Origin of the sequence: Planktothrix sp. PCC 11201 (genome assembly GCF_900009135.1) — a bacterium.
In the GTDB taxonomy this organism is placed as follows: Bacteria; Cyanobacteriota; Cyanobacteriia; order Cyanobacteriales; family Microcoleaceae; genus Planktothrix.
On the sequence record NZ_LT797711.1, the window covers coordinates 19,127 to 42,706 of the forward strand.

General features: G+C 38.7%; 20 protein-coding genes. 16 read left to right on the forward strand and 4 right to left on the reverse strand.

The genetic code is table 11. The features are described from left to right. Window positions 1–39 precede the first annotated feature (39 nt). Together PL11201_RS22410 and PL11201_RS22415 are read right to left on the reverse strand one after the other, a co-directional pair. On the reverse strand, window positions 40–285 hold the full coding sequence (locus tag PL11201_RS22410; protein WP_079681080.1) for a type II toxin-antitoxin system Phd/YefM family antitoxin: 246 nt from the start codon (window positions 283–285) through the stop codon (window positions 40–42). Window positions 286–845: 560 nt separating this feature from the next. Continuing rightward, a complete protein-coding gene (locus PL11201_RS22415) occupies window positions 846–2,813 on the reverse strand; it encodes a DUF262 domain-containing protein (protein ID WP_079681081.1) in 1,968 nt (655 codons plus the stop codon). Between the two features lie 142 nt (window positions 2,814–2,955). On the opposite strand from PL11201_RS22415, the gene PL11201_RS22420 reads away from it, so the two are divergent. The 13 genes from PL11201_RS22420 to PL11201_RS22480 all read left to right on the forward strand — a co-directional run bounded on the left by PL11201_RS22420 (window position 2,956) and on the right by PL11201_RS22480 (window position 17,487). Continuing rightward, the gene (locus PL11201_RS22420) at window positions 2,956–6,084 is read left to right on the forward strand and encodes a DEAD/DEAH box helicase (protein ID WP_079681082.1); all 3,129 of its coding nucleotides are present in this window, start codon (window positions 2,956–2,958) and stop codon (window positions 6,082–6,084) included. A gap of 80 nt (window positions 6,085–6,164) precedes the next feature. Beyond that, window positions 6,165–6,989, forward strand: coding sequence for an SWIM zinc finger family protein (locus tag PL11201_RS22425; RefSeq protein WP_079681083.1), 825 nt, complete (start codon window positions 6,165–6,167; stop codon window positions 6,987–6,989). Between the two features lie 140 nt (window positions 6,990–7,129). Beyond that, window positions 7,130–8,446 (forward strand): homoserine dehydrogenase, encoded by a 1,317-nt coding sequence (locus PL11201_RS22430; protein WP_079681084.1) that lies wholly within the window; start codon window positions 7,130–7,132, stop codon window positions 8,444–8,446. 274 nt (window positions 8,447–8,720) lie between these two features. Continuing rightward, window positions 8,721–10,082 (forward strand): folate/biopterin family MFS transporter, encoded by a 1,362-nt coding sequence (locus PL11201_RS22435; RefSeq protein WP_144017866.1) that lies wholly within the window; start codon window positions 8,721–8,723, stop codon window positions 10,080–10,082. A gap of 10 nt (window positions 10,083–10,092) precedes the next feature. Next, window positions 10,093–11,562, forward strand: coding sequence for a carotenoid oxygenase family protein (locus tag PL11201_RS22440; RefSeq protein ID WP_079681086.1), 1,470 nt, complete (start codon window positions 10,093–10,095; stop codon window positions 11,560–11,562). Window positions 11,563–11,663: 101 nt separating this feature from the next. Further along, window positions 11,664–12,692, forward strand: coding sequence for a glycosyltransferase family 2 protein (locus tag PL11201_RS22445; RefSeq protein WP_079681087.1), 1,029 nt, complete (start codon window positions 11,664–11,666; stop codon window positions 12,690–12,692). A 4-nt stretch (window positions 12,693–12,696) separates the two neighbouring features. Then, on the forward strand, window positions 12,697–13,485 hold the full coding sequence (locus PL11201_RS22450; protein ID WP_079681088.1) for an ABC transporter permease: 789 nt from the start codon (window positions 12,697–12,699) through the stop codon (window positions 13,483–13,485). Between the two features lie 101 nt (window positions 13,486–13,586). Further along, window positions 13,587–14,021 (forward strand): lactoylglutathione lyase, encoded by a 435-nt coding sequence (gene gloA, locus PL11201_RS22455; RefSeq protein ID WP_234996813.1) that lies wholly within the window; start codon window positions 13,587–13,589, stop codon window positions 14,019–14,021. 60 nt (window positions 14,022–14,081) lie between these two features. Then, window positions 14,082–14,942: a bile acid:sodium symporter family protein gene (locus PL11201_RS22460; RefSeq protein WP_079681090.1), complete on the forward strand. Its 861-nt coding sequence runs from the start codon at window positions 14,082–14,084 to the stop codon at window positions 14,940–14,942. A 6-nt stretch (window positions 14,943–14,948) separates the two neighbouring features. Continuing rightward, window positions 14,949–15,386, forward strand: coding sequence for a YidH family protein (locus tag PL11201_RS22465; RefSeq protein ID WP_079681091.1), 438 nt, complete (start codon window positions 14,949–14,951; stop codon window positions 15,384–15,386). A 38-nt stretch (window positions 15,387–15,424) separates the two neighbouring features. Next, complete coding sequence (locus PL11201_RS22470; protein ID WP_079681092.1) at window positions 15,425–16,921, forward strand: hypothetical protein; 1,497 nt, start codon at window positions 15,425–15,427, stop codon at window positions 16,919–16,921. A 139-nt stretch (window positions 16,922–17,060) separates the two neighbouring features. Then, a complete protein-coding gene (locus tag PL11201_RS22475; RefSeq protein WP_079681093.1) occupies window positions 17,061–17,285 on the forward strand; it encodes a hypothetical protein in 225 nt (74 codons plus the stop codon). Then, window positions 17,275–17,487 (forward strand): putative toxin-antitoxin system toxin component, PIN family, encoded by a 213-nt coding sequence (locus PL11201_RS22480; RefSeq protein ID WP_144017867.1) that lies wholly within the window; start codon window positions 17,275–17,277, stop codon window positions 17,485–17,487. Before PL11201_RS22475 ends, PL11201_RS22480 begins: the two co-directional genes overlap by 11 nt. A 17-nt stretch (window positions 17,488–17,504) precedes the next feature. Here PL11201_RS22480 and PL11201_RS22485 read toward each other — a convergent pair whose 3' ends face one another. Further along, window positions 17,505–18,509 carry a helix-turn-helix domain-containing protein gene (locus PL11201_RS22485; RefSeq protein ID WP_079681094.1) on the reverse strand — a complete coding sequence of 335 codons (1,005 nt, stop codon included), beginning with the start codon at window positions 18,507–18,509 and terminating at the stop codon, window positions 17,505–17,507. Between the two features lie 191 nt (window positions 18,510–18,700). On the opposite strand from PL11201_RS22485, the gene PL11201_RS22490 reads away from it, so the two are divergent. The 3 genes from PL11201_RS22490 to pyrF all read left to right on the forward strand — a co-directional run bounded on the left by PL11201_RS22490 (window position 18,701) and on the right by pyrF (window position 21,727). After that, a complete protein-coding gene (locus PL11201_RS22490) occupies window positions 18,701–19,381 on the forward strand; it encodes a MarC family protein (RefSeq protein WP_079681095.1) in 681 nt (226 codons plus the stop codon). A 54-nt stretch (window positions 19,382–19,435) separates the two neighbouring features. Beyond that, complete coding sequence (locus PL11201_RS22495; protein WP_079681096.1) at window positions 19,436–20,938, forward strand: arylsulfatase; 1,503 nt, start codon at window positions 19,436–19,438, stop codon at window positions 20,936–20,938. A 78-nt stretch (window positions 20,939–21,016) separates the two neighbouring features. Continuing rightward, window positions 21,017–21,727, forward strand: a complete 711-nt coding sequence (gene pyrF, locus PL11201_RS22500; protein ID WP_079681097.1) for an orotidine-5'-phosphate decarboxylase — start codon at window positions 21,017–21,019, stop codon at window positions 21,725–21,727. Window positions 21,728–21,773: 46 nt separating this feature from the next. On the opposite strand, the gene crtH is transcribed toward pyrF, so the two are convergent. Further along, complete coding sequence (crtH, locus tag PL11201_RS22505; protein WP_079681098.1) at window positions 21,774–23,318, reverse strand: carotenoid isomerase; 1,545 nt, start codon at window positions 23,316–23,318, stop codon at window positions 21,774–21,776. Between the last annotated feature and the right edge of the window lie 262 nt (window positions 23,319–23,580).

Below are 23,580 nucleotides of genomic sequence, written 5' to 3' on the forward strand. Positions count from 1 at the left end.
TAATAAACCACAGAAAAATATGAGTATCTAAGATAATTTTCATGGATTGGTAAATAAGTTAATAATTTCTTCAGGGAGGGGATCATTAAAATCATCTGGTACAACAAATTCACCCTCACATAAACCAATAGGACGGCGTTCTTTTTGAGGTGGTTTTGTTAGTATCGGTTTGATTTCAGCAATAGGTTGATCAGCTTGAGTAATGATCAAGCTGTTACCTTCTTGAATCAGTTTGATAAATTCTGATAAATTGTGCTGAATGTCATCTATATTTAGGGTAATCATGGCATTATTTTTGGTTACTGATTTCTAATTGAAAATCCAGAAAAAGTAATTAAGGCTGTTGTTGTAATTGAGTCATTAATGGGTCAGGAATTTCTAAAGTTACTAGATTCATAAAATTAACTATTAATTATAGTTATTAATTGATTTTAACTGAAATTAATCTTTACTGTCCATACTCTTAAATTAAAAGCGATCAACAAGGATTTGATATGTCTTGATTATAACGAATTAATTATTATTTTGTCAATTGACTCCTCTAAATACGCTAACGTCTGATGAAATTGCCAATCAGCTTTTATATGTGTAAATTAAGTGTTTATTGAAAAATTAGCGATCGCGCTTTGAGTTTGGGGGATGGGAGAGGCGCGATCAAACTTTTGGTGATTTGGGATATGAGAAATAGGACTAATGAGTTTCTAATTAATGATTAACCATCCTGTAGGGGCGGGTTCTCAAAAAATCTTCAATTTAAACCCATGATCTGACTAAACTTGCCATCTCTTTAACTCACGTTGTAAATTTTCATGAAAACTGAATTTATTACGATTTTTGAAATACTTTCAAATCGCCTCAACTTGCCAATCTTCAGAACTTAATCCGGCTCTTTCAATGGCTTTTAAGCAAAATGAATTAATATCTTCCGCACATAAGTTAACCTCAATAAAAGCCCCATTTTTTAGTTTTCTGGTGTATCTTAATTTTTGATTATTCCAATTTACTAAACGAGGATAGTCTGTAATAAGTTCCTGAAACTTATCTTCATCTAATTCGGCAACAACGTTTAGGGTTGTTTCTAATACATCTCGCCAATTTTTAACAGTATATTTTTTGTTAAGTACAGACAATACTGTGGGTTTTGTTCCTCTAACTTTACCCACAGTATTGTCTTTAACCTCCCCAAAGTAAGGCCATATTTTTAGACAGATTTCTGCTAAAGATTCTGATCTATCTTCAATATCCTCCTTCTTCCAGGTGATTTTATTTTTAAAATACTCGTTTAATTCTAAATGACTTTCTAACAAAATGTCCCGTTTTTTATCAAAAGGTTTATTAGAAAGTTCAGGATTATATCCTGTGAGAGTTAAGTTTCCCAGTGTATGCAGCAACAGTTGGTGAGTTGTTTCCCAATCTTCGCCTAAAGATTTTTCCCAATCTTTATTGAGCTTTTGAGGCATAATGTGTTCGATTGAAAGATTATCGAAAGATACACCTTCTTTATGGGCAAATGACTGTTCGATTGATTCTAAAATTAGTTTAGCCTTTTCTGCCTTCACCCTAGTTGCATAAAGTTCCACTTCTTTTAACATCAATTTAAACTTATCATCGCTGGGATAGTTTTTTTGGGCAAGAATTTCTTTTAACCCATCCATAAAATTTTTATCAATTTTTTGTTTAATTTGACTGTATAAAGAAGGAAACATTTTGTTGAGGGAGTTGGTGGGAAAGTTACAAACAAAACGACGAATAATAAAGTTTTCCAGAATCTTTAAGATTTCTACAAATTCATCAGCAGTAAATTTACCGTTGCTGTAATCATCGTAACAATTTAGTAAAAATGGATAGACCGTAGTTAATTCTAGTCTTTTTATTCGCATCAGAAAATTACTAATAGCTTTGTTGATTTCCTTATTTGGCTCAATTAATTTATTATAGTAGTCGGCAAAAATAGCTAAATCTTCTAAAGATTCTAAAGCATTTTTAGCATTAACTTTATCCTTTAATGTCAAATAAACTTGATCTTTTTTAACTTCTCGACCATATTTCATTAAATAATGACGGATAAATTCAGTCAAATTATCGCCTAAAGCGTCTTGCATTGGTTCCCAATATTGAGCATAAATTTCCTCCTGTTGTTCCACATGAATTTTCATAAAGAAGTAGTTTCTAATTAAATCAGCTTCGCTTAAAGCTTTTCCTTTCGCATTTAAACTTTCAAAAACCAAGTGCGGATTTTCGTCTGGATCTAAAACAATACTAACTAAGGAAAGACCACTAATAATCACTGTTGTAATTAAACTTAATTCAATTTCTCTCTGACGTAATTTTTTATCAAAGAAGCGATAGCACTCATTAATTAAAGATTTCTCAGGGTTAGCAGAACTTTCATCAATAATCTTATGAAAATTGCAACGATCTGCCTGAGTAGGTTGTAGCTTATATTTTTCTAATCCTATTTCATAAGGATTAATTAGAATGGTATTATTAATTTTTTCTGCTATTTTATGTATTTGTTGTTGTTTAGCATGATCACGAACAACAGCCAATAAAATTAAAATAGTTATCAGTCTTTGTTGTCCATCAATTAATAAATATTTAGACACTCCTTCCGGCACAGAAACCGTTTGCATAGTCACAATAGAACCCATAAAATGAGGTCTTATTGTTTCCTGTTCTGTCAAATCTATCAGATCCTCCCACAAATTTTCCCATTGTTGACGTTCCCAGCTATAGAAACGTTGAAATAGGGGAACAAGATATTGTTGGGTTCCTTCTAAAATCTTTTGTAGCTTGGTTTCCGATGCTTTCATATTTTTTAGGTATATTTCAACTAAAATTATTTAAGGCTTGATGTTAATGGTTTACTAATAAGGCCATTTTTCTAGTCCTTTCTCGTCAGTTGGGTTAACCTAAGAGAACCTAACATCTTTTTCCAATCACAATTTTATCAATATGGCAATTTTACATGGAAGTTGGTGCATGACGCCGGGTGGGTCTTTCTTTCTATGGGGAGAAACCTGGCGACGAGTCCCGTCAGAGTCCTTTTATTCAGAAGCAATTTTCCCCTATCCTTTTGCTTTAAATGATACAGAATTATTGACTCAACTATTGTTAAAAAATATTGGGTTATCAAATATTCCATCCCAACAAATTATAGCGTTACCAACAGATATTTCTGAATCTGGGGAACTCACTCCGATTTATTCTGCTACAACTAATATTCCTAAATCCTATCTTTATCCTTGGCAAATTACTGGAATTAGTCTCAACCCTCAACAAGCGTTTCAATTTTTACAATCTCTACCCTTGAATACCGTTATCACAACTGATTCCGACCTGGGGGAAGATCTACGTTTTTGGTCACATATTGCCCGTTGGAGTTTGGATTTATTAGCCCGATCTAAATTTTTACCCGGATTAATTAAACAATCTGATCAAACTATTATATCTCAATGGCAACCGCTTCTTGATAGTGCGATTGATCAAGCTAGATTATTACGTTTTGCCCAACAAATGCCAACGGTTTGTCGAGTATATCAGGAGTTAATAGAAGGTGATAGTTTGGCGATTAATTTACCCCTGTCTGCTGAGGATATTATTATTAATTTTTTATCGATAATGATTGATCAACAGGTGAGAAATATAGCTAAAGAAGTTGATCAAAAAGCGATTGTATCACTTCCAATTTGGCAAAAATGGTTACAGAGTTTAGGACAAAAAGAAAATACTATTAATGCTGAATTAACAGAAATAGAATTCCTAGAAACCACTTTAAAAAATTGGACTTCTCCCCTACAATATTCTTTATCTGAATTTAATCTATTTTCGACGGCTTTTCGTTTACATCCTCCCACAGAATATAATCCTAATTGGCAATTAGAATATTGTCTACAAGCTATTGATCAACCTGAATTTATTGTTAATTCTAATATTGTTTGGAATCATCCTGTTGACTCATTTAATTATCGAGGGAGAACCATTAAACATCCCCAGGAAACCCTGTTAAAAGGCTTAGGACTGGCTTCAAAATTATATCCGGTAATTGAAACCAGTTTACAGCAAGCACGCCCCCAAAGCTGTAGTTTAAATCCTTTACAAGCTTATCAATTTTTGAAAAGCTATGCTTGGCGCTTTACTGATAGTGGTTTAGGGGTAATATTACCTCCGAGTTTAGCAAATCGAGAGGGGTGGGCGAGTCGATTAGGATTAAGTATTAAAGCAGAAACCCCTAAATTAAAAACCAATGAAAGATTAGGATTAAAAAGTCTATTAAACTTTAAATGGCAATTATCAATTGGTGGTCAAACCATGACTAAGGCGGAATTTGATCGCTTAGTTGCTAAGGAAAGTCCGTTAGTAGAAATTAATGGGGAATGGGTAGAATTACGCGAATCGGATATTAGATCGGCAAAGATATTTTTTAGTCAGCGCAAAGATGAAATGACGCTTTCCTTAGAAGATGCGTTAAGGTTATCAACGGGAGATACTCAAATGATTGAAAAATTACCTGTTGTTAATTTTGAAGCGGGAGGAAAATTACAGGAATTATTAAATACTTTAACCAATAATCGTAACTTAGAACCGATTCCGAATCCTAAAGATTTTAAAGGGGAATTACGACCTTATCAAGCTAGAGGTGCAGGTTGGTTGTCTTTCCTAGAACAATGGGGTTTAGGAGCTTGTTTAGCTGATGATATGGGATTGGGAAAAACCATAGAATTTATTGCTTTTTTACTACATTTAAAAGAACAGAATAGTTTAGAAAATCCAGTTTTATTGGTTTGTCCAACATCGGTTTTAGGAAATTGGGAACGGGAGGTTAAAAAGTTTAGTCCCACCCTAAAAGTTATGGTTCATCATGGCGATAAACGGGCTAAAGGTAATAATTTTACTAAAATAATTCAAGATAAAAATTTAGTGATTACCAGTTATCCCTTAACTTTCCGAGACGAGAAAGAATTGCAAGGAGTAACTTGGCAAGGACTGGTATTAGATGAAGCTCAAAATATTAAAAATCCCGATGCTAAACAATCAAAAACCGTTAGAAATATCAACGCATCGTTTAAAATAGCACTAACAGGAACTCCGGTAGAAAATCGCCTCTCGGAATTGTGGTCAATTATGGATTTCTTGAATCCAGGGTATTTAGGACAACGACTATTTTTTCAACGACGGTTTGCTATTCCCATTGAAAAATATGGGGATACGGATTCTTTGAAGATTTTGCGATCGCTCGTACAACCCTTTATTTTACGTCGCTTAAAAACCGATAAGGATATTATTCAAGATTTACCGGAAAAACAGGAAAATATAGTATTTTGTCCTTTAACAACTGAACAAGCAACCCTATATCAAAAAATTGTTGATGACTCCTTAGAAAAAATTGATGATGCGGCAGGAATTCAACGTCGAGGAATGATTTTAGCTTTATTAGTCAGACTGAAACAAATTTGTAACCATCCGGTTTTAATCGAAGCTAAAGTTAAAAATAGTAAAAAATCAGATATAATTAAAACTCAATATTCAGGAAAATTACAACGTTTAACAGAAATGTTAGATGAGGTTTTAGCAGAAGGCGATCGGGCTTTAATTTTTACTCAATTTGCTGAATGGGGAAAGGTATTACAACCCTATTTAGAACATTATTTTAACCGAGAAATATTATTTCTATATGGAAGTACCTCAAAAAATAAGCGAGAAGAAATGATTGATCGCTTTCAAAATGATCCGCAAGCTCCCCCGATTATGATATTATCGTTAAAAGCCGGAGGAGTAGGATTAAATTTAACCCGGGCGAATCATGTTTTTCATTTTGACCGATGGTGGAACCCAGCAGTGGAAAATCAAGCGACAGATCGAGTTTTTAGAATTGGTCAAACCCGCAATGTACAAGTCCATAAATTCGTTTGTACAGGAACATTAGAGGAAAAAATCCATGATTTAATTGAAAGTAAAAAAGCGTTAGCGGAACAGGTTGTTAGTGCGGGAGAAGATTGGTTAACAGCTTTAGATACTGATCAACTCAGAGATCTATTAATATTAGATCGGAACTCAATTATTGAAGAAGAAATCCCATTATAGCCCCGTTGTTGCGCTTAAGCGCATCTTATCTTATCTTATAAAAATTATGTGCGCTAAAGCGCAACAACAAGGAGGATAAAATGAGTCAAGAATGGTGGTCACAACAATGGTTAGATTTATTAGACAAATATCGGTTTAAAAAACGCTTGGAACGGGCTAGAAATTACGCGAGAGAAGGTAACGTTTTAAATATTGAATTTAAAGATCAAAAAGTTTTAGCACAGGTTCAGGGGACTCAAATCGAACCTTATACCGTTTCCTTGTGGTTAGATATATTTAGTAATGAAGAATGGAATTATATTATCGCCACCCTATCACAACGGGCAATTTTTAGTGCTAAATTATTAGCCGGAGAAATGCCGCCGGATATTGAGGATGTGTTTGCCGCCAATGGGTTAAGATTATTTCCTTTTTCCCTAGATAATGTTCATTCTGAATGTAGTTGTCCAGATCAAGCTAATCCCTGTAAACATATTGCCGCAGTTTATTATATGTTAGGCGATCGCTTTAGTGAAGATCCTTTCGTTTTATTTCAACTGAGGGGAAAAAATGCCGAACAAATTATTAATGCTTTACGACAGTTGCGAGGTCAAAGTAAAGATGAAATTAACGTTGCTACCTCGGAAGAAATAACGATAAAATTTAATCCTAATTCGTTAAAAATTGATCAATTTTGGAATTACTCTCAACAGCTAGATTCTGCTTTAGTTGTGATTACACCGCCTCCGAGTAGTGAAACGGTACTTGATATTTTAGGGGCAATGACCTTAGCCACAATCGGGATGAAGTCTACAAATCGTTCTACATTATCTGACACAGATATTGTGATGCAATATTTAGAAACAGTCTACAAAAATGTCAGCCAGCAAGCGGTTTTAGTAGCACTTAATCGGGAAGAAAATTAATTGATCAATCAACAAAATAGGGTAATTTAGTATCTGATATGTTAAAAACCATATCAAGTAGGTGATCATATTCATCAAGATTGTCAACCTCTAATGTAAAAATGAGAAGTGTAGCCTTGCGTTAGGGATGGTTTAGAATCGTGGTTTTTAAAATTGGTTTATTAGGACTAGGAACAGTTGCAACCGGAGTGGTTGAAATTCTGTCCAACCCGGAGGGTCGTCATCCCTTGTTATCGGAGTTAAGTTTGCATCGGGTAGGGGTGCGATCGCTTGCTAAACCCCGCAGTGTCAATATACCCGAACATATGCTGACAACGGATTTAGAAGCAATTGTCATTGATCCGGCCATTGATATTGTGGTGGAATTAATCGGCGGTTTGGAACCAGCGCGATCGCTCATTCTACAAGCGATTGAAAATGGCAAGCATATTGTTACCGCCAATAAAGCCGTGATTTCCCGTTATGGGAGTGAAATTTTTGATGCGGCGAATAAAAAAGGGGTTTATGTGATGTTAGAGGCCGCCGTTGGGGGCGGGATTCCGGTGATTCAACCGTTAAGACAATCCTTGGCTGCGAATCGGATTCAAACAGTCACCGGAATTATTAATGGGACAACTAACTATATTTTGACTCGGATGAAAAATGAGGGGGCAGATTTCTCTGAAGTTTTAGCGGATGCTCAACGGTTAGGATATGCAGAAGCTGACCCCACCGCCGATATTGATGGCTTAGATGCAGGAGATAAAATTGCGATTCTGGCGTCCTTAGCTTTTGGAGGCAGAATTAAGTTAGAACAGGTTTATTGTGAAGGGATTAGAAAGGTGACGGCGACGGATATCACCTATGCGGAAAAATTGGGATTTGTGATTAAGTTATTAGCGATCGCAAGCCGAAATCCCCAGGCGACTCCTGAACAGGATTTATTATCGGTTCGAGTTCATCCGACTTTAGTTCCATTTTCCCATCCGTTAGCCAGTATTAATGATGTTTATAATGCCATTTTAGTTGAAGGAGAACCGATTGGACAGGTAATGTTTTTTGGCAGGGGAGCCGGATCGGGGCCTACGGCGAGTGCTGTAGTTTCTGATATGTTGAATATTATTGCTGTTTTACAAATGCAAGAAGCAGAAGTCGTTAATCCGATTATTCCCCATGAAATGATGAGTTGTAGTCATCAACATTACTGTAAAATTGCGCCGATGGAGGATCTAGTCACCCGTTTTTATACTCGGTTTCTGACTAAGGATTCTCCTGGGGTAATTGGCAAATTAGGCACTTGTTTTGGTCAGCATCATGTCAGTATAGAATCAATTGTACAAACGGGATTTCATGAAAATTTAGCGGAAATTGTTGTAGTTACCCATGATGTTTTGGAGGGTAATTTTAATCAAGCTTTAAGTGAAATTAAAGGTTTTGATGAAATTGACAGTATTCCTAGTATTTTAAGGGTACTGTAAATCAGTTATCAGTAAACAGTTATCAGTTATCAGTGTAAGAGTTATCAGTTATCAGTGCAAGAATTATCAGTTGTCAATTGACAGTAAAGAGTTCATTGTTAGTATTTAGTGGGCTAAAAACAGTTAACTGGTAGGGGCGGGTTCTTTTAGATCTTTGCTAATCACCGCGCATCTTGATGAACCCGCCCCTACAACTGATGACTGATTAGGAGTGTAGATCCGTAGGTTATGATAGATATATTCATATTTCTTAATTTTTGTTTACAAAATCCTGATGACTGCACCAAGCATTGCCAAAACCAAGCAATTCTTTAAGAAAACCGTATTTTTTGACAACGAGCCAACCCCAGAACTGATCGCCATTTTGCTGGTGTACTTTGTCCAGGGAATTTTAGGACTGGCCCGTTTGGGGGTGAGTTTTTTCCTCAAGGATGAATTGGGAATGAGTCCGGCGCAAGTGTCGGTATTACTGGGAATTGTGGCGATTCCCTGGATTATTAAACCCCTATTTGGCTTTATTTCCGATGGTCTGCCGATTTTTGGTTATCGGCGGCGTCCCTATTTAATTCTCTCAGGACTGTTAGGAACCCTATCCTGGGTCGCCCTGGCTACAATTGTTCACACTCCTTTAGGCGCTACGGGGGCCATCGCCTTGAGTTCCCTTTCCGTGGCTATTGGCGATGTAATTGTCGATTCCTTAGTGGTTGAAAGAGCCCGTCACGAATCGATTCATAATATTGGTTCTCTGCAATCCGCTTCCTGGGGAGCTTCGGCCATTGGCGGATTAATTACCGCCTATTTAGGAGGATTTTTATTAGAGAAATTTCCCCCACAAACCATATTTTTAATTACAGCAACTTTTCCCTTAATTACTTCCATTGTGGCGGGATTAATTGTAGAAGAATTTCAAGGTCAACCTTCTAATTGGCAAACGGTTAAATCTCAAATTAAAAATCTGCGTCAAGCCATCACCCAAAAATCAATTTGGTTGCCTACGGCCTTTATTTTTATTTGGCAAGCCACACCCACGGCTGATTCGGCATTTTTCTTTTTTACCACTAATGAATTAGGATTTCAACCAGAATTTTTAGGGCGAGTTCGTTTAGTGACTAGCGTGGCATCCCTACTCGGAATTTGGCTATTTCAACGATTTTTTAAGTCCCTTCCCTTTCGGACAATCTTTTTTTGGTCAACAATTATTTCCACCCTATTAGGGATGACGATGTTACTATTAGTCACCCACACCAACCGAACCCTAGGAATTGATGATCATTGGTTTAGTTTAGGGGATAGTTTAATCCTAAGCGTGATGGGACAAATTGCCTATATGCCTGTTTTGATATTAGCTGCTCGCCTCTGTCCTCCAGGGGTAGAAGCCACATTATTTGCCCTATTAATGTCTATTTCTAATTTAGCAGGTTTAATTTCCTATCAATTAGGAGGTGTCCTCACCTATTGGTTAGGAATTACGGAAACCAATTTTGACCAATTATGGTTACTGGTGATGATTACTAACCTGAGTACCTTATTACCGATTCCCTTAATTCATTGGTTGCCAAATAATAGTGCAGAAATCGAACCCCCAACGGTCACCATTCAACCAGCAGAACTTGATCAATTAACCGTAAATCCTTAATTAAGAGACAATGAAAAATATAATTTCTCAGCCAGCAAATCCCTTATCCTACAGTATCAAAGATTGGGCAAAGGGATATCTTTCTCAACCCCATGAATACGACTATTGGATTGAAGATATTGAAGGAGAAATTCCGACGGAACTAGAAGGAACTCTCTATCGCAATGGCCCAGGTTTATTAGATATTAATGGACAAAGTTTTCGTCATCCCTTCGATGGCGATGGCATGATATCTGCGATTCGCTTTACCGAAGGTACTGCCCACTATTGTAATCGATTTGTCAAAACTCAAGGTTATTTAGAAGAACAAAAAGCCGGAAAAATTCTCTATCGGGGTGTGTTTGGAACCCAAAAAGCCGGAGGATGGTTAGCAAATTTTCTGGATTTAAAAATCAAAAATATTGCTAACACAAATGTTATTTATTGGGCGGGAAAACTATTAGCATTATGGGAAGCTGCCCAACCCTATCATCTGGATACCAAAAGTTTAGAAACTATTGGAATTGATGACTTAGAGGGGATTTTAGAACCCGGAGATGCCTTTTCAGCCCATCCTCGAATTGATCCTAATTGTGAATGGAATGGCGGTGAACCCTGTTTAGTCAATTTTTCGATTAAACCGATGTTATCAACCACCATTACAATTTATGAAATTTCTACCCAAGGAAAGTTACTGAGAAAACAGGTTCATTCTGTACCTGGATTTGCTTTTATTCACGATTTTGCTATTACTCCCAATTATTGTATTTTCTTCCAAAATCCCGTCCAGTTCAATCCCATTCCCTATTTATTAGGATTATCGGGGGCGGGAGAATGTATTAACTTTCAAACCGAAAAACCGACTAAGATTATTGTGATTCCCAGGGGTAAAAAGGGTAAAATTCAATATTTTGAAATGCCTTTGGGATTTGTGTTTCATCATGCCAATGCCTATGAACAAGATGATACTTTATTTGTGGATTCTATTTGTTATCAATCCCTATCCCAAATTCGCCCCAATGAAGATTATCGAGAGACGGATTTTAGTGTATTAGACCCCGGACAATTATGGCGTTTTTCCTTGGGTTTGACCACGGGAAAAATAGAGCGTCAACTGATTGAATCTCGCTGTTGTGAATTCCCATCTCTCCATCCAAATTATGTCGGTAGACCCTATCGCTATTTATATTTAGGGGCCGCCCACGATGCCGAAGAAAATGCCCCCCTACAGGCAATTTTGAAAGTGGATTTAAAAATGAATCAGCGTCAATTATGGAGTGCCGCCCCGACAGGATTTGTCAGTGAGCCCATATTTGTGCCGCGGAAAAATGCCATCGCCGAGGATGATGGATGGGTGTTAACGGTGGTGTATAATTCTGAAAATCATCGTTCCGAGATTGTAATTTTGGATGGTCGTGATTTAGGGAAAGGTGCGATCGCTCGATTACACTTAAAACATCATATTCCCTACGGTTTACATGGAACCTTCGTGCCTTTTTGAAGTTTAGACTCTGATACCCTAACAACGGTAAGATCGCTGATCCGCTCGATATGTTAGGGTAAAAACGACAGAATTAGTAGACTCTTTAGCGAGGCAGTCCGATGAAGTTTAGCATCGTGATTACAACTTATAACCGCATTGCTTTACTGAAACGGGCAATTGATTCTGCATTGAAACAAACCATTCCCTGTGAAGTTGTGGTTGCAGATGATAGTTCTTCTGACGAAACAGAAGACTATGTTCGTAATTTATCTGCTTCCTTAGCTCAACAGGGAGACCACCGTTTAGTTTATCATCGCAACTCCAGTAATCTAGGCCATTCTGCCACGATGAATGCCGGGGTTAAAGTCGCTTCTGGAGAATGGATTAAACCCGTAGATGATGATGATTATTTGGCGGTCAATTGCATTGAAGAAATGAGCAAAGCTATTGAAACCTATCAAACTAAAGTCAATCAAAATTCATCCTCCCAGGCGGTAATTTGTTCGGTCTCAGCGTCTCAAGTAGACCCTGACGGTAAAGAATTAAGTCGAACTCGCTTAACCGGCCCAGGCACAGTTTATTATATTCCCCAGGAAGATATTCACTATGGAATGTTATTAGAACAAGTGCCATTTGGAACCCCGATTCAAGTCGCCTATTCCAAAGAAGCGTTTATCAAATCCGGTGGCTGGGATTCGAGTTTGGATACTAATTGTGATGATATTGATTCTTGGATTAAAATTTCTCAATTTGGAGATGCAATTTTTATTAATCAGTGTTTAGCCTATCGTACTATTTGGCCGGGAGCTTTTAATCAAAAAATATCCCTGCAAAAGCGATTAGATACTAATATTTTAATCAAGGAAAAAATCTATAAATTGGTTAATCACAAATATCATATCCAACTCCCTAGCCTTGAACATATTAGGGATTATCTTAAACTACATTGGAGTCTTGTGGCGTTAAAAAGAGCTAAAGTTAAAAACGCTATTTGTTTTTCCTCAAAATCCTTGTTTTCTGCTCAAGGTTGGAAATTATTAATATCTTCTCTTTTAAATCGAAGACAACAATGGTCAAAATTAAAACAAATGTCAAAAGTAGATAAAACCTCAGAAATTTTCGTCAAAAAAATAATTTTAATTGAATAATATTATGAAACATTTTTTAAAAATAGCTCGAACTTTCCTGTCAACCTACTATGCTTATATGGTTGAATATCGAGCCGAATTGTTTTTCTGGGTATTGTCGGGTTCCTTACCTTTTATTTTAATGGGAATTTGGATAAAAGCCTCCGAAACAGGTAATATCGGACTTAGTTCTATTGAGTTTGCTCGATACTTTTTGGCTGCTTTTATTGTCCGACAAAGTAATGTAGTTTGGGTGATTTGGGAGTTTGAAAAAGAAGTAATTCAAGGAAAACTTTCCCCTCGATTATTACAACCGATTGATCCAGTTTGGCATCATTTTCTTAGCCATATTGCCGAACGATTTGCCCGTTTTCCCTTTATTATTGGACTAATTATTTTATTTTTTGCCCTCTATCCCGAATCTTTTTGGATACCCAGTTTAGGACAAACCTTATTATTTTTATTCGTATTAATTTTAGCTTTTATGCTGCGGTTTATTATTCAATATACCTTTGCTTTATTATCATTTTGGACGGAACGAGCCAGTGCCATTGAACAAATTTGGTATTTACCCTATATATTTTTATCAGGAATAATTGCTCCTTTAACCGTCTTTCCTCCCTTGATTCGGGAAATAACATTATGGACTCCTTTTCCCTACCTAGTTTATTTTCCTGCTTCTATTATTGTGGGATTTCCCGTTGATGTATTTCGAGGTTTATTGATAATGTTCTTTTGGGGAATTTTGTTTTTTATACTCAACCGTTGGCTATGGAAACGGGGATTAAAACAATATTCAGGAATGGGTGCCTAGTAGTGAGTCCTTCAGGACTCTCTTTCTGGGAGAAAGCCCTAAAGGGCTTACTACGATTAATGGGTTATATTAATATAAATACATCACCAAAAAAAACAACAATGAGACTACTCCATACAATGTTACGCGTAGGAAACCTAGACCGTTCTCTAAAATTTTACTGCGATATTTTAGGAATGAAACTACTGCGCCAGAAAGACTATCCAGGGGGTGAATTTACCTTAGCTTTTGTCGGTTATGGCGATGAATCCGATCATAGCGTGATTGAGTTAACCTATAACTGGGGCGTCGAACAATATGAAATCGGTACCGGTTATGGTCATATTGCCCTCGGTGTTGATGATATTTACGCCACTTGTGAACAAATTAGAGCCGCTGGGGGTAAAATTACCCGTGAACCCGGCCCAATGAAACATGGAAACACTATAATTGCCTTTGTGGAAGATCCCGATGGTTATAAAATAGAGTTAATTCAGTTAGGAACTCAGGGATCAAATTCGGAAAAAGAAACGACTGTTGCGGCTTTAGGTTCTTGATTTTAAACAATTAAAACCCTTCCCTTAATAGGGGGAGGGGAAAATATTTAAAGTAAAGTTATGCACCATCCTTTGCTTATAATTTTCGTCAAAGTCACGATTTTTTCTTTGATGTTAGCCATCGGACTCAATCTTTCTTTTGAGAAAATGCTCTCCTTCTGGCGCAAACCAGCTTTACTATTCCGTGCGCTTCTAGCCGTTGTTGTGTTAGTTCCCCTAGTCGTTATTATCCTGCTAAAACTGTTTAATTTACCGCCAGGAGTAATGATAGGATTAGTCCTGCTAGCAGCATCTCCAGGAGCACCTCTGACCACAATGCGAGCGCAAATGGCTGGAGCGAGATTTCGTTATTCAGCCAGTCTTCAGCTAACCCTAGCTTTACTGGCCGTTTTTATTACTCCTATAACCTTAGCTATTTTCGCCATTTTGTTTAAAGGAATTCCAGAAAACACAACGATTTTAGAAGTCGCTGAACAAGTGACTATAGTACAATTTTTACCTGTTATTATCGGTCTTTTACTCCAAAAATATGAGGCTAAATATGTAGATGTGATCGCTAAATTTTTAACTTTTATGTCAAATGGTTTGTTTTTTGTATTAGCCATATTACTCTGTATCTTAGGATTCCCTTTATTATTGAAAGTTTGGGGATTACCGATGATTGCGATCGCTATTCTGGTCATTGCTTCTCTCGGTATTGGACACACTTTAGGGGGGCCAGATGAGGATAAACGATCAATTCTAGCGATTTCCTGTATTGCTCGTAATGTCGGTTTGGCTCTATTTATTGCTATTTTGAATAATGTACAACAGCAGGTGATTCCGACGCTGATAGCTTATATAATTTTGGGAGCCATTTTAGGTGTTCCCTACTCTCTTTGGAATAAGCGAAAATTAGCCTCCTTAACCCCCGAAACCTAACCCATTATGAGTCAGCCACCCGTCAATTCAGAACCCCCTAAACATCTTTCTAATGATGATTTAGCAGTAGATCGTACCGAAATGGCTAAATACCGCAGTCGGGCGGCCGCAGATCGCACTTTAATGGCTTGGATACGCACCTGTCTGTCGTTGATTGCTTTTGGTTTTGGTATCCCCACTATTGTTAGAACAATTGAACAAACCCACCTTCATCCTAATATTGACCCCGTAAGATTTTCTGTCATTGTTGGACTGTCTTTTATTAGTACGGGAATGGTAGGAATGGCTTTAGGGTTAAGGGAACACCGTCGGTTACTTCAACAAATTCAAAGCGATCGCTATACCTACGAAGCCTCTTATAGTACAGAAATTATTGGGGTTGCTTTGCTGGTCATTGGGTTAGTTAGTTTTATTGGGGTAATCGTTAAGTCCCTAATTTTTTAATCCTCTTTCGATATAACATAACCACTAAAAACCACCAGATGAAATCAACTTTAAGTTCTTGTTTCAGTCTATTAACAATTTTAGTCGCCACACCTGCTTGGGCGAGTGCTGTTAATCTGGATTCTGATCCGACGGTATCCTCGGCTTTTTCAGAAGATCAGCATCAGTTTTTGATTAATTCTGATCGGCATTTTCCCGTAGATCAATATCCGCTTGAATTCAATCCAGTTGCGGTTGAAAAAATGGCGATCGCTCCTTCTCCCTCACAACAATTAACTGAAAAGAATGCAGAAGATTATAAACTCTCTCAACTAAGTTCAACCTTCTTAAATCATAGCATTAATGCCGCTGATTTACAATCGCCTGAACTGAGAACCATTAATTATGCGATCGCCCCAGAAACAACTATTCCAAATCCTCCTAATATTGAGGGAAATACACTTAGCCAAAATCCCAATAATATTGTCAATGAATTCCTAGCTGAAGATACACCTAGTTCAACTCCAGAAACTGAACAACCAACGAAAAAACCCGGATGGAGATTTGAAGTTGAACCGATGCTATTTGTGCCCTTTAATATTCAGGGTTATGCCATTGTTGGAGAAGGTGCAAGTGTAAATCGAGTTGTTTTAGTTGACTTAATTACGGCTGAAATTACGAATCGAATCTTAAATCAATTACCCAAAGATATAATTGAACAAACCGTTAATAGAGTTTTAGAACGTCTACCATTTGATCGCAGTAATACTCGGTTAGAAGACCGCATTGCTCAAGGAGTGCGCGATCGTTTAAAACAACGGGGAGAAGACCTAACAGCACGTTTAGAAACTCAAATTCGAGAAGGAGTACAAACAATAGTCAATCGAGTTCCTTACGGTCAAGTTCCGATTCAAGTTGATTTTAATTTGGGTATAGGAAAAATGCTCGACCTTAATTTTACTAGACTTTTACAGTTAGGAACCCGTTTAGAAGCTTGGAATGGAGATATCGGATTAATCTTTCAGGGGGTATATACTGAAATCGGTTTGACGAATAAAGGTTCGCAAATTGATATTGATTTTGATACGGAATTATTAACCTCAGAAATCTTATTAGCATGGCATTTAGGAACCCTTCCGCTAACATCTGTTAAAGATACCTCAAAACCAAATAATGTCTATCCTTCCCTTGATTTTGAAGTCTATGGAGGGACTCGTTTTGGCTATCTCGATACGAATTTTAAGTTTAATCCCGGCCCGGAAATTAACTATCGACCGGATTGGTTTGATCCGGCATTAGGAGCGCAAATTACACTCAATTTAGCCGATAATCTTAAAATTACAACCAGAGGCGGAACCGCAATTACAGGGGGAAGTGAAGCCCAAGCAAATTGGGATTTATTGGTGGCTTTAGATTGGCAAATATCGCGGGATTTAACCTTATCTACAGGTTATCGTTTATATCAATTAAAAGTTGAAAAAGAAGGGAATATTGGAACTTCAACGGTTAAAATGACTTCTCAAGGAATGCGTTTAGGATTAGCTTGGTCTTTCTAGTTTAAACACAAACCCACTGAAACTGATTAAAGGTTTGGCTTATGGATTGGAATTTTAAAATTTTAATCCATTCTCTTCCGTACTTAGGAAGGCTTTGATATAATCAGAATATCCAATAATATCTTAAAATTGCATAACTATGCAGACCATCACCCTTGAAGTCAGTCCCGAAATTGCCGAAGCTTATCAATTTGCTTCCTTAGAGGAACGTCAACAGATTCAGCAAATTGTTAGCCTTTTACTCAAGAGAGAAAATGAAAATGATATTGATTTTTTAAGAAAAATAATGGATGAAATTAGCGACAGAGCAATGGCGAGAGGCTTAACACCAGAAATTTTAGAATCAATTATTAATGAAACCTAGACAATATTTAGTTTTAGATACCAATATTCTAGTCAGTGCGGTTCTGTCTAAAGCAAGTAAAGCACGTCAAGCCTTAGACAAAGCACAAAATATAGGGAATATTTTAATGTCATCTTCTGTCTTACTGGAACTAGAAGAAGTTTTATTTAGACCTAAATTTGACAAATATGTGACTCAAATAGAACAGTGCGTTACTGCATGATTCAGCCAGTCTATAAGTTAGCTCTCGCCTTCCCATGTTTTTTTCAACGTTTCTGAAGGTAACTCCCCAAATAATTGTTTATAATCCCTCGAAAAATGCCCCATACTCCAAAATCCCCAATGAGTTGCAATTCCTGAAATTGTAGTTTGGTTAGGATCGCAGGTTTTTAGAGTTCGTCGTACTCCATTTAATCGCTTGATTTTGAGATATTCCATCGGACTCATCCCAAACAAATCGTGAACACCATAAGACAATGTTCTGGGACTGGTTTTGACGGCTGTATACAGATCTTTTAACGTTAGAGGTTGATCAATATTTGCTATCATAAAATCTTCCACTTCTTTGATCATCTGATAACGTCCCAATTTAGGAATCCCCGAATCAAAAAAATCCTGATCAAACCGCAGGGTATCAATTAAAAGCGGTAAGCAATCTTCAACGATTAGCTTTTGGGTTTGCAGTTGCTGTAGCCAAGTTGGGTTGGTTTGAAGTAAATAAAATAATTGTTGTAAGTAAGTTTTAAAATTACTCAGTTTATTGGGATCAATATGAACTATATTTTTATGGAAAAACGTATCATTAAAGGACTTGTATTTCATAAGATCGGTGTATTGGTGAAATACATTAGTGCTGACTACAACTATTCCGACTCGACAGAGTTTCTGATTAATAATATAGGTTTCACGAGTCGGATCTAATCCAAATAAAACCTTCTGATTCAAACGCTGATTATGGGCGATTAATTCTTGATCTTGAGAGGTTAAAAGTGTTCCAAAAGTTAGAGTATTTGGGGGCTTATCTCCGACAATTTGCATAGCTTGATTAGCAGAAGCATAGATGAGTTGTAAACAGCCAAATTGAGCGATCGCTAATTCCCCTTTAAATTTTCCCTGACTGAGTTGATTTGCTGTCAAGTTCCAGGTTTTGAACGCCTCAGTCCATTGATCAAAATCTTCAAATAATTGATGCAAACAAAACGGATTAAATTCATCCCTCATCGGGACTATATTTGGGGTAGTCATAGAATATTTATTTTTGTCAATCACATTTTAGTAATTGTGTCAATATATTAAGATTGCAAATTTGGTATACCATCATTTCTAAAATCTTACGATAATATTAGGGGATTTCAGAATTAGGAGGTAAACTAGCTAAAAAGAGGCGACAAAACCCCTACGGGAGTTTGTCAATAATCTGGTTAATTTGTCATCTTATGGAATGGTCGTTTTTAAGAAACTTTGCAATTACCCTATTTGCCCTTTTAAATCCTTTAGGGATGCTGCCAATTTTCATTAGCTATGTGGGTCGTGAGCGACTAGGGGTGCAACGCTGGTTAGCCTTGTTTATTTCTGGCACTGTGTTGGGCTTGCTACTGTTATTTATGTTAACAGGCGCATCTGTCCTGCAATTTTTTGGTGTCACCCTGAATTCGTTTCGGATTGCGGGAGGCATCCTGTTATTAATTATCGGGATTAACATTGTAAATGGAGTAGCCTCCAAGACCACAGAAATTAACGTTACCAAGGCAAAAGAAAGCGATCTAACCCAGGCCCAATCTATCTATCGCCAAATTGTGATCCCGATGGCGATGCCTTTATTAGTGGGGCCCGGTGTAATTGCCAACGTCATACTTTATGCTAGTGAAGCAGAGGCAAAGAAAGGGAGTGGATTGCTTCTCGGATTAATCTTAATGACGATTTTAGTCAGTTTCTTCGTGTTCGTTATTCTCTTATCGGGTAGAGAGTTACAGCGCATGATCGGAGATACGGGACTCAGTATTGCTCAACGAACTCTTGGACTATTTGTCGCGGCGATCGGTGTTCAATTTATAGTTACAGGTTTAACCAATATCATTGTTGTTCAAATTGTGCCTGAAATTTTGAAACTCCGATAAAGCTACAGTCGATTACTATATCAATACAATTCTAACTTCAAGGAGAAATAAAAAATGACCGATAAAAAACCGAACATTGTCGTTATTTGGGGGGACGATATTGGTCAATCTAACCTCAGTTGTTATACTCACGGTTTGATGGGCTATAAAACCCCTAATATTGATCGAATTGCCAAAGAGGGGATGCTATTTACCGACTCCTACGCCGAGCAGAGTTGTACCGCCGGGCGATCAGCTTTCATCACGGGTCAATGCGTTTTTCGCACAGGTTTAAGCAAAGTCGGGATGCCGGGAGCCGACCTGGGGATGCGTTCCGAAGATCCGACTATTGCCGAACTTCTGAAGCCCCTGGGTTACGCCACCGGACAATTTGGTAAAAACCACCTGGGCGACAAAGACGAAATGCTGCCCACCAACCACGGCTTTGACGAGTTTTTTGGTAATCTCTATCACCTGAACGCAGAAGAAGAACCGGAATTACGAGACTATCCCCCGGCCGCCGACTTTCCCAACTTCAAGAAAAATTTTGGCCCGCGCGGTGTCCTCGACTGTAAAGCCAACCCAGACGGGACTCAAACCATTGTCGATACGGGTGCGCTGACCAAGAAACGGATGGAAACCATTGATGATGAAGTGCTGGCCAAAGCCAAGGATTTTATTGATCGCCAGGTGAAAGCAGGTATTCCCTTCTTCCTCTGGTTTAATACGACCCATATGCACTTCCGCACCCATGCTAAGGCTGAAAGTGTAGGGCAGTCTGGACGCTGGCAGTCAGAATACCACGATGTGATGATTGACCATGACAAGTGCGTTGGGGAATTGCTCAATTATCTCGATGCCCTCGGGATCACCGATAATACATTTGTCATGTATAGCACCGATAACGGCCCCCACATGAACTCCTGGCCTGATGCCGGGATGACCCCTTTTCGGAGTGAAAAAAATACGAACTGGGAAGGGGCCTTCCGTGTCCCCAAGTTGGTGCGCTGGCCAGGTGTGATTCAGCCGGGTAGTGTCTCGAATGAAATTGTTAGTCATCTGGACTGGTTGCCAACTTTTTTGGCGATCGCAGGTGATCCAGACATTAAAGAAAAACTACTCACAGGCTACCAAGCGGGGAATAAAACCTTCAAGGTACATCTGGATGGCTATAACCTAGTGCCTTATCTCAAAGGCGAGGTGGAAAAAAGCCCACGAGTCGAATACTTTTACTTTAGTGATGATGGCGACCTGATGGCATTGCGCTTTGACCACTGGAAGACGGTTTTCATGGAACAACGGGTAAAAGGGACTTGCCAAATCTGGGCCGAACCCTTGGTCACGTTGCGAGTTCCGAAACTGTTTAATCTCCGCACCGATCCCTATGAGCGTGCAGATATTACCTCAAATACCTATTGGGATTGGATGTTTGATCACATTCCTTTAGTATTGGCTGCCCAGCCTATAGTTGCCAAATTTATCGCAACTTTCCAAGAGTTTCCCCCACGCCAAAAAGCTGCCAGTTTTACGGTTGATCAGGTGATGGAAAAAATTACCTCTGGTATTGCCAGTCGTTAGGGGTATCACCCGTAGTGAGTCCTTCAGGACTCAGCCCTAAAGGGCTTACTACGGTTTGAGTACAATTTATAATTGAAAATGAGCTTAGATAAAATTATTGTTCCCTTGGATGTTCCCACAAAAGAAGATGCGATCGCCCTGGTGGAAAAACTGCCTCAAGTCACCTTCTGGAAAGTTGGTTTAGAATTATTTGTTAGTTGTGGCCCAGAAATTTTAACTTTCCTCAAATCTCAAGAAAAACGCATTTTTCTGGATTTGAAATTCCATGATATTCCGAATACCGTTGCTGGCGCTTGTCGGTCTGCTTCTCGATATGGTGTGGATTTAATTACCCTCCACGCAACGGCCGGAAAAACAGCCCTGAAAGCCGCACAAATCGCCGCCGAAGATGGCGCAAAGGAGGCGGGTTATCCCGTCCCTAAATTAATCGCTATTACCCTATTAACCAGTTTAAATTCTAGGGATTTAGCCTTTGATTTAAAAGTGCCTTTAGAATTACCGGAATATGCCTTACAAATGGCCTTATTAGCTCAAGAAAGTGGGTTAGCGGGGGCCGTTTGTTCTCCCCAGGAAGTCGCCCAACTCCGTCAAACCTGCGGGGATGAGTTTCTATTAGTTTGTCCGGGGGTACGTCCGGTTTGGGCAGATAAAGGCGATCAACAACGAACTTTTACCCCCTCCGAAGCGCTCAAAGCCGGGGCAAATTATCTGGTTATTGGACGCCCGATCACCGCCGCCGATGACCCGGTTACGGCCCTAGAACGTATTATTGAATCAGTCATCAGTTAACAGTCATCAGTCATCAGTCATCTAATAACTGATAACTGTTAACTGATTATAGTCCCAGGTCAACGGCGACCCGATGGGCGCAGGCGAAGCCGGAGAAAGCGACAGCGTTTAATCCTTGGCCGGGGAAAGTGCTATCACCGACACAATATAACCCCCGGATGGATGTGCGGTTAAAGGGCATTCCTAGGAGTCCTTTTAATTTATGGGTGGGAATGGGGCCGTAGGTTCCATCCTGTCGGTTTAAAAAGCGACGATGCGATCGCGCGGTGCCCACTTCCATATAGTCTAAACCCGCATCTAACCCGGGGAAAAGTATTTCTAAACGATCAATAATTCTGCCCGCCGCCTGTTCTTTTTTGGCTTCATATTCTGATTCGGGTAATTTTTCCCAATCATCAATCCAACTAGGGGTAAAAGCATGAATAATATGATAGCCGACCGGGGCTAAACTCGGATCTAATAAAGTTGGAATTGACACAAAAATTGTGCCCTCGGGTTCCTCCATTTTATCCCAATTTTCCACAATAATATGGTGACAATCGGTTTCTGGGGGAAGGATGGAGGCTTCTACCCCTAAATGTAAACTCAAGAAACTGGGGGATTTTTGATAACGTTCTCGCCATTTTTTTTCCGCCCTAGGCATAGATTCCAGGGGGATTAATTTACCAAAGGTATCCCAACGGGTGGCATTAGAAACGATTCTTTTCGCGCGATAAACTTTACCATCAACGAGTTCTACTCCCACTGCTTTTCCATTTTCTAATACAATTTGTTTAGCTCGGGCTTTATATTGAATTTGTCCACCAAATTTTTCTAATCCCTCGACTAATTTAATCGCAATTTGACCAACTCCACCTTTGGGATAGTTAATTCCTCCATAATGGCGATCGGAAAATACCATTCCGGCGTTGATCATTGGGGTTAAATCGGCGGGAACCACTGACCAGCAGTAACATTCAATATCAATAAACTTTAAAACTTCAGGATCAGTAATATAACGTTTGGCAATATCTCCGACATTTTGGGGTAAATACTGGACTAACCCTAAACATGATCCCGGTTCTTGGAAAAATACCCGCATTAAATAACGGGGTTCTTCCAAAGATAGCAACTCCATGGAGTTCAGACAGTTAAAGACGTTCCAGCATTCATCATAAAATTTACGAATCCCTTTTTCTTCCTGGGGGAAGCGGGTAATTAGTTCTTGCAAAAATTTCTCATAATCTCGATGTACCCGTAATTTGAGATCATTGGGTAGGTGATAATGAATTTGAACCGGATCGGGAATGGTTTCTAGGGTGACATCTACAGCTTGCAGGGCGCGGGTAAGTAGGTTGGTGGTTCCCTTGTCCCCAAAGCCAAAAATCATGGATGCACCGACATCAAATCGATATCCGTCCCGTTCAAAATATCCCGAACTTCCGCCCGGGATGATATAGCTTTCCAGGACGAGAACTTTCGCACCCTTGGCCGCTAATTGGGTCGCAGTCACCAGTCCTCCAATACCAGAACCAATGACAATTACGTCAAATTCCTGATCTGAGTCAGAACTAAATTCAGCAAAAGACTGGGATAGGTTAGAAACAGGCATGACTGTCAACTCTCTTAAGCATTTCCTGACTGTACAGTGTAGCGTCTTACGCCCAAATCAGAGAGTTCAATTTTCACCGTTTTCAGGAAAGGGGAATCACAATCAAGAAATTCGGGGTCAGCCTACCATTGCCGACTGCCCCGTTTGCCGATCCTTTTGAGAGGAGAACACTGAAAGTTAATATAGCTTTGTTGATAATTATTGTCAACACCTTGGGAAATTTTTTTTGCCTTGAGTGGGATAGGGGACTGGCGGGGGATAG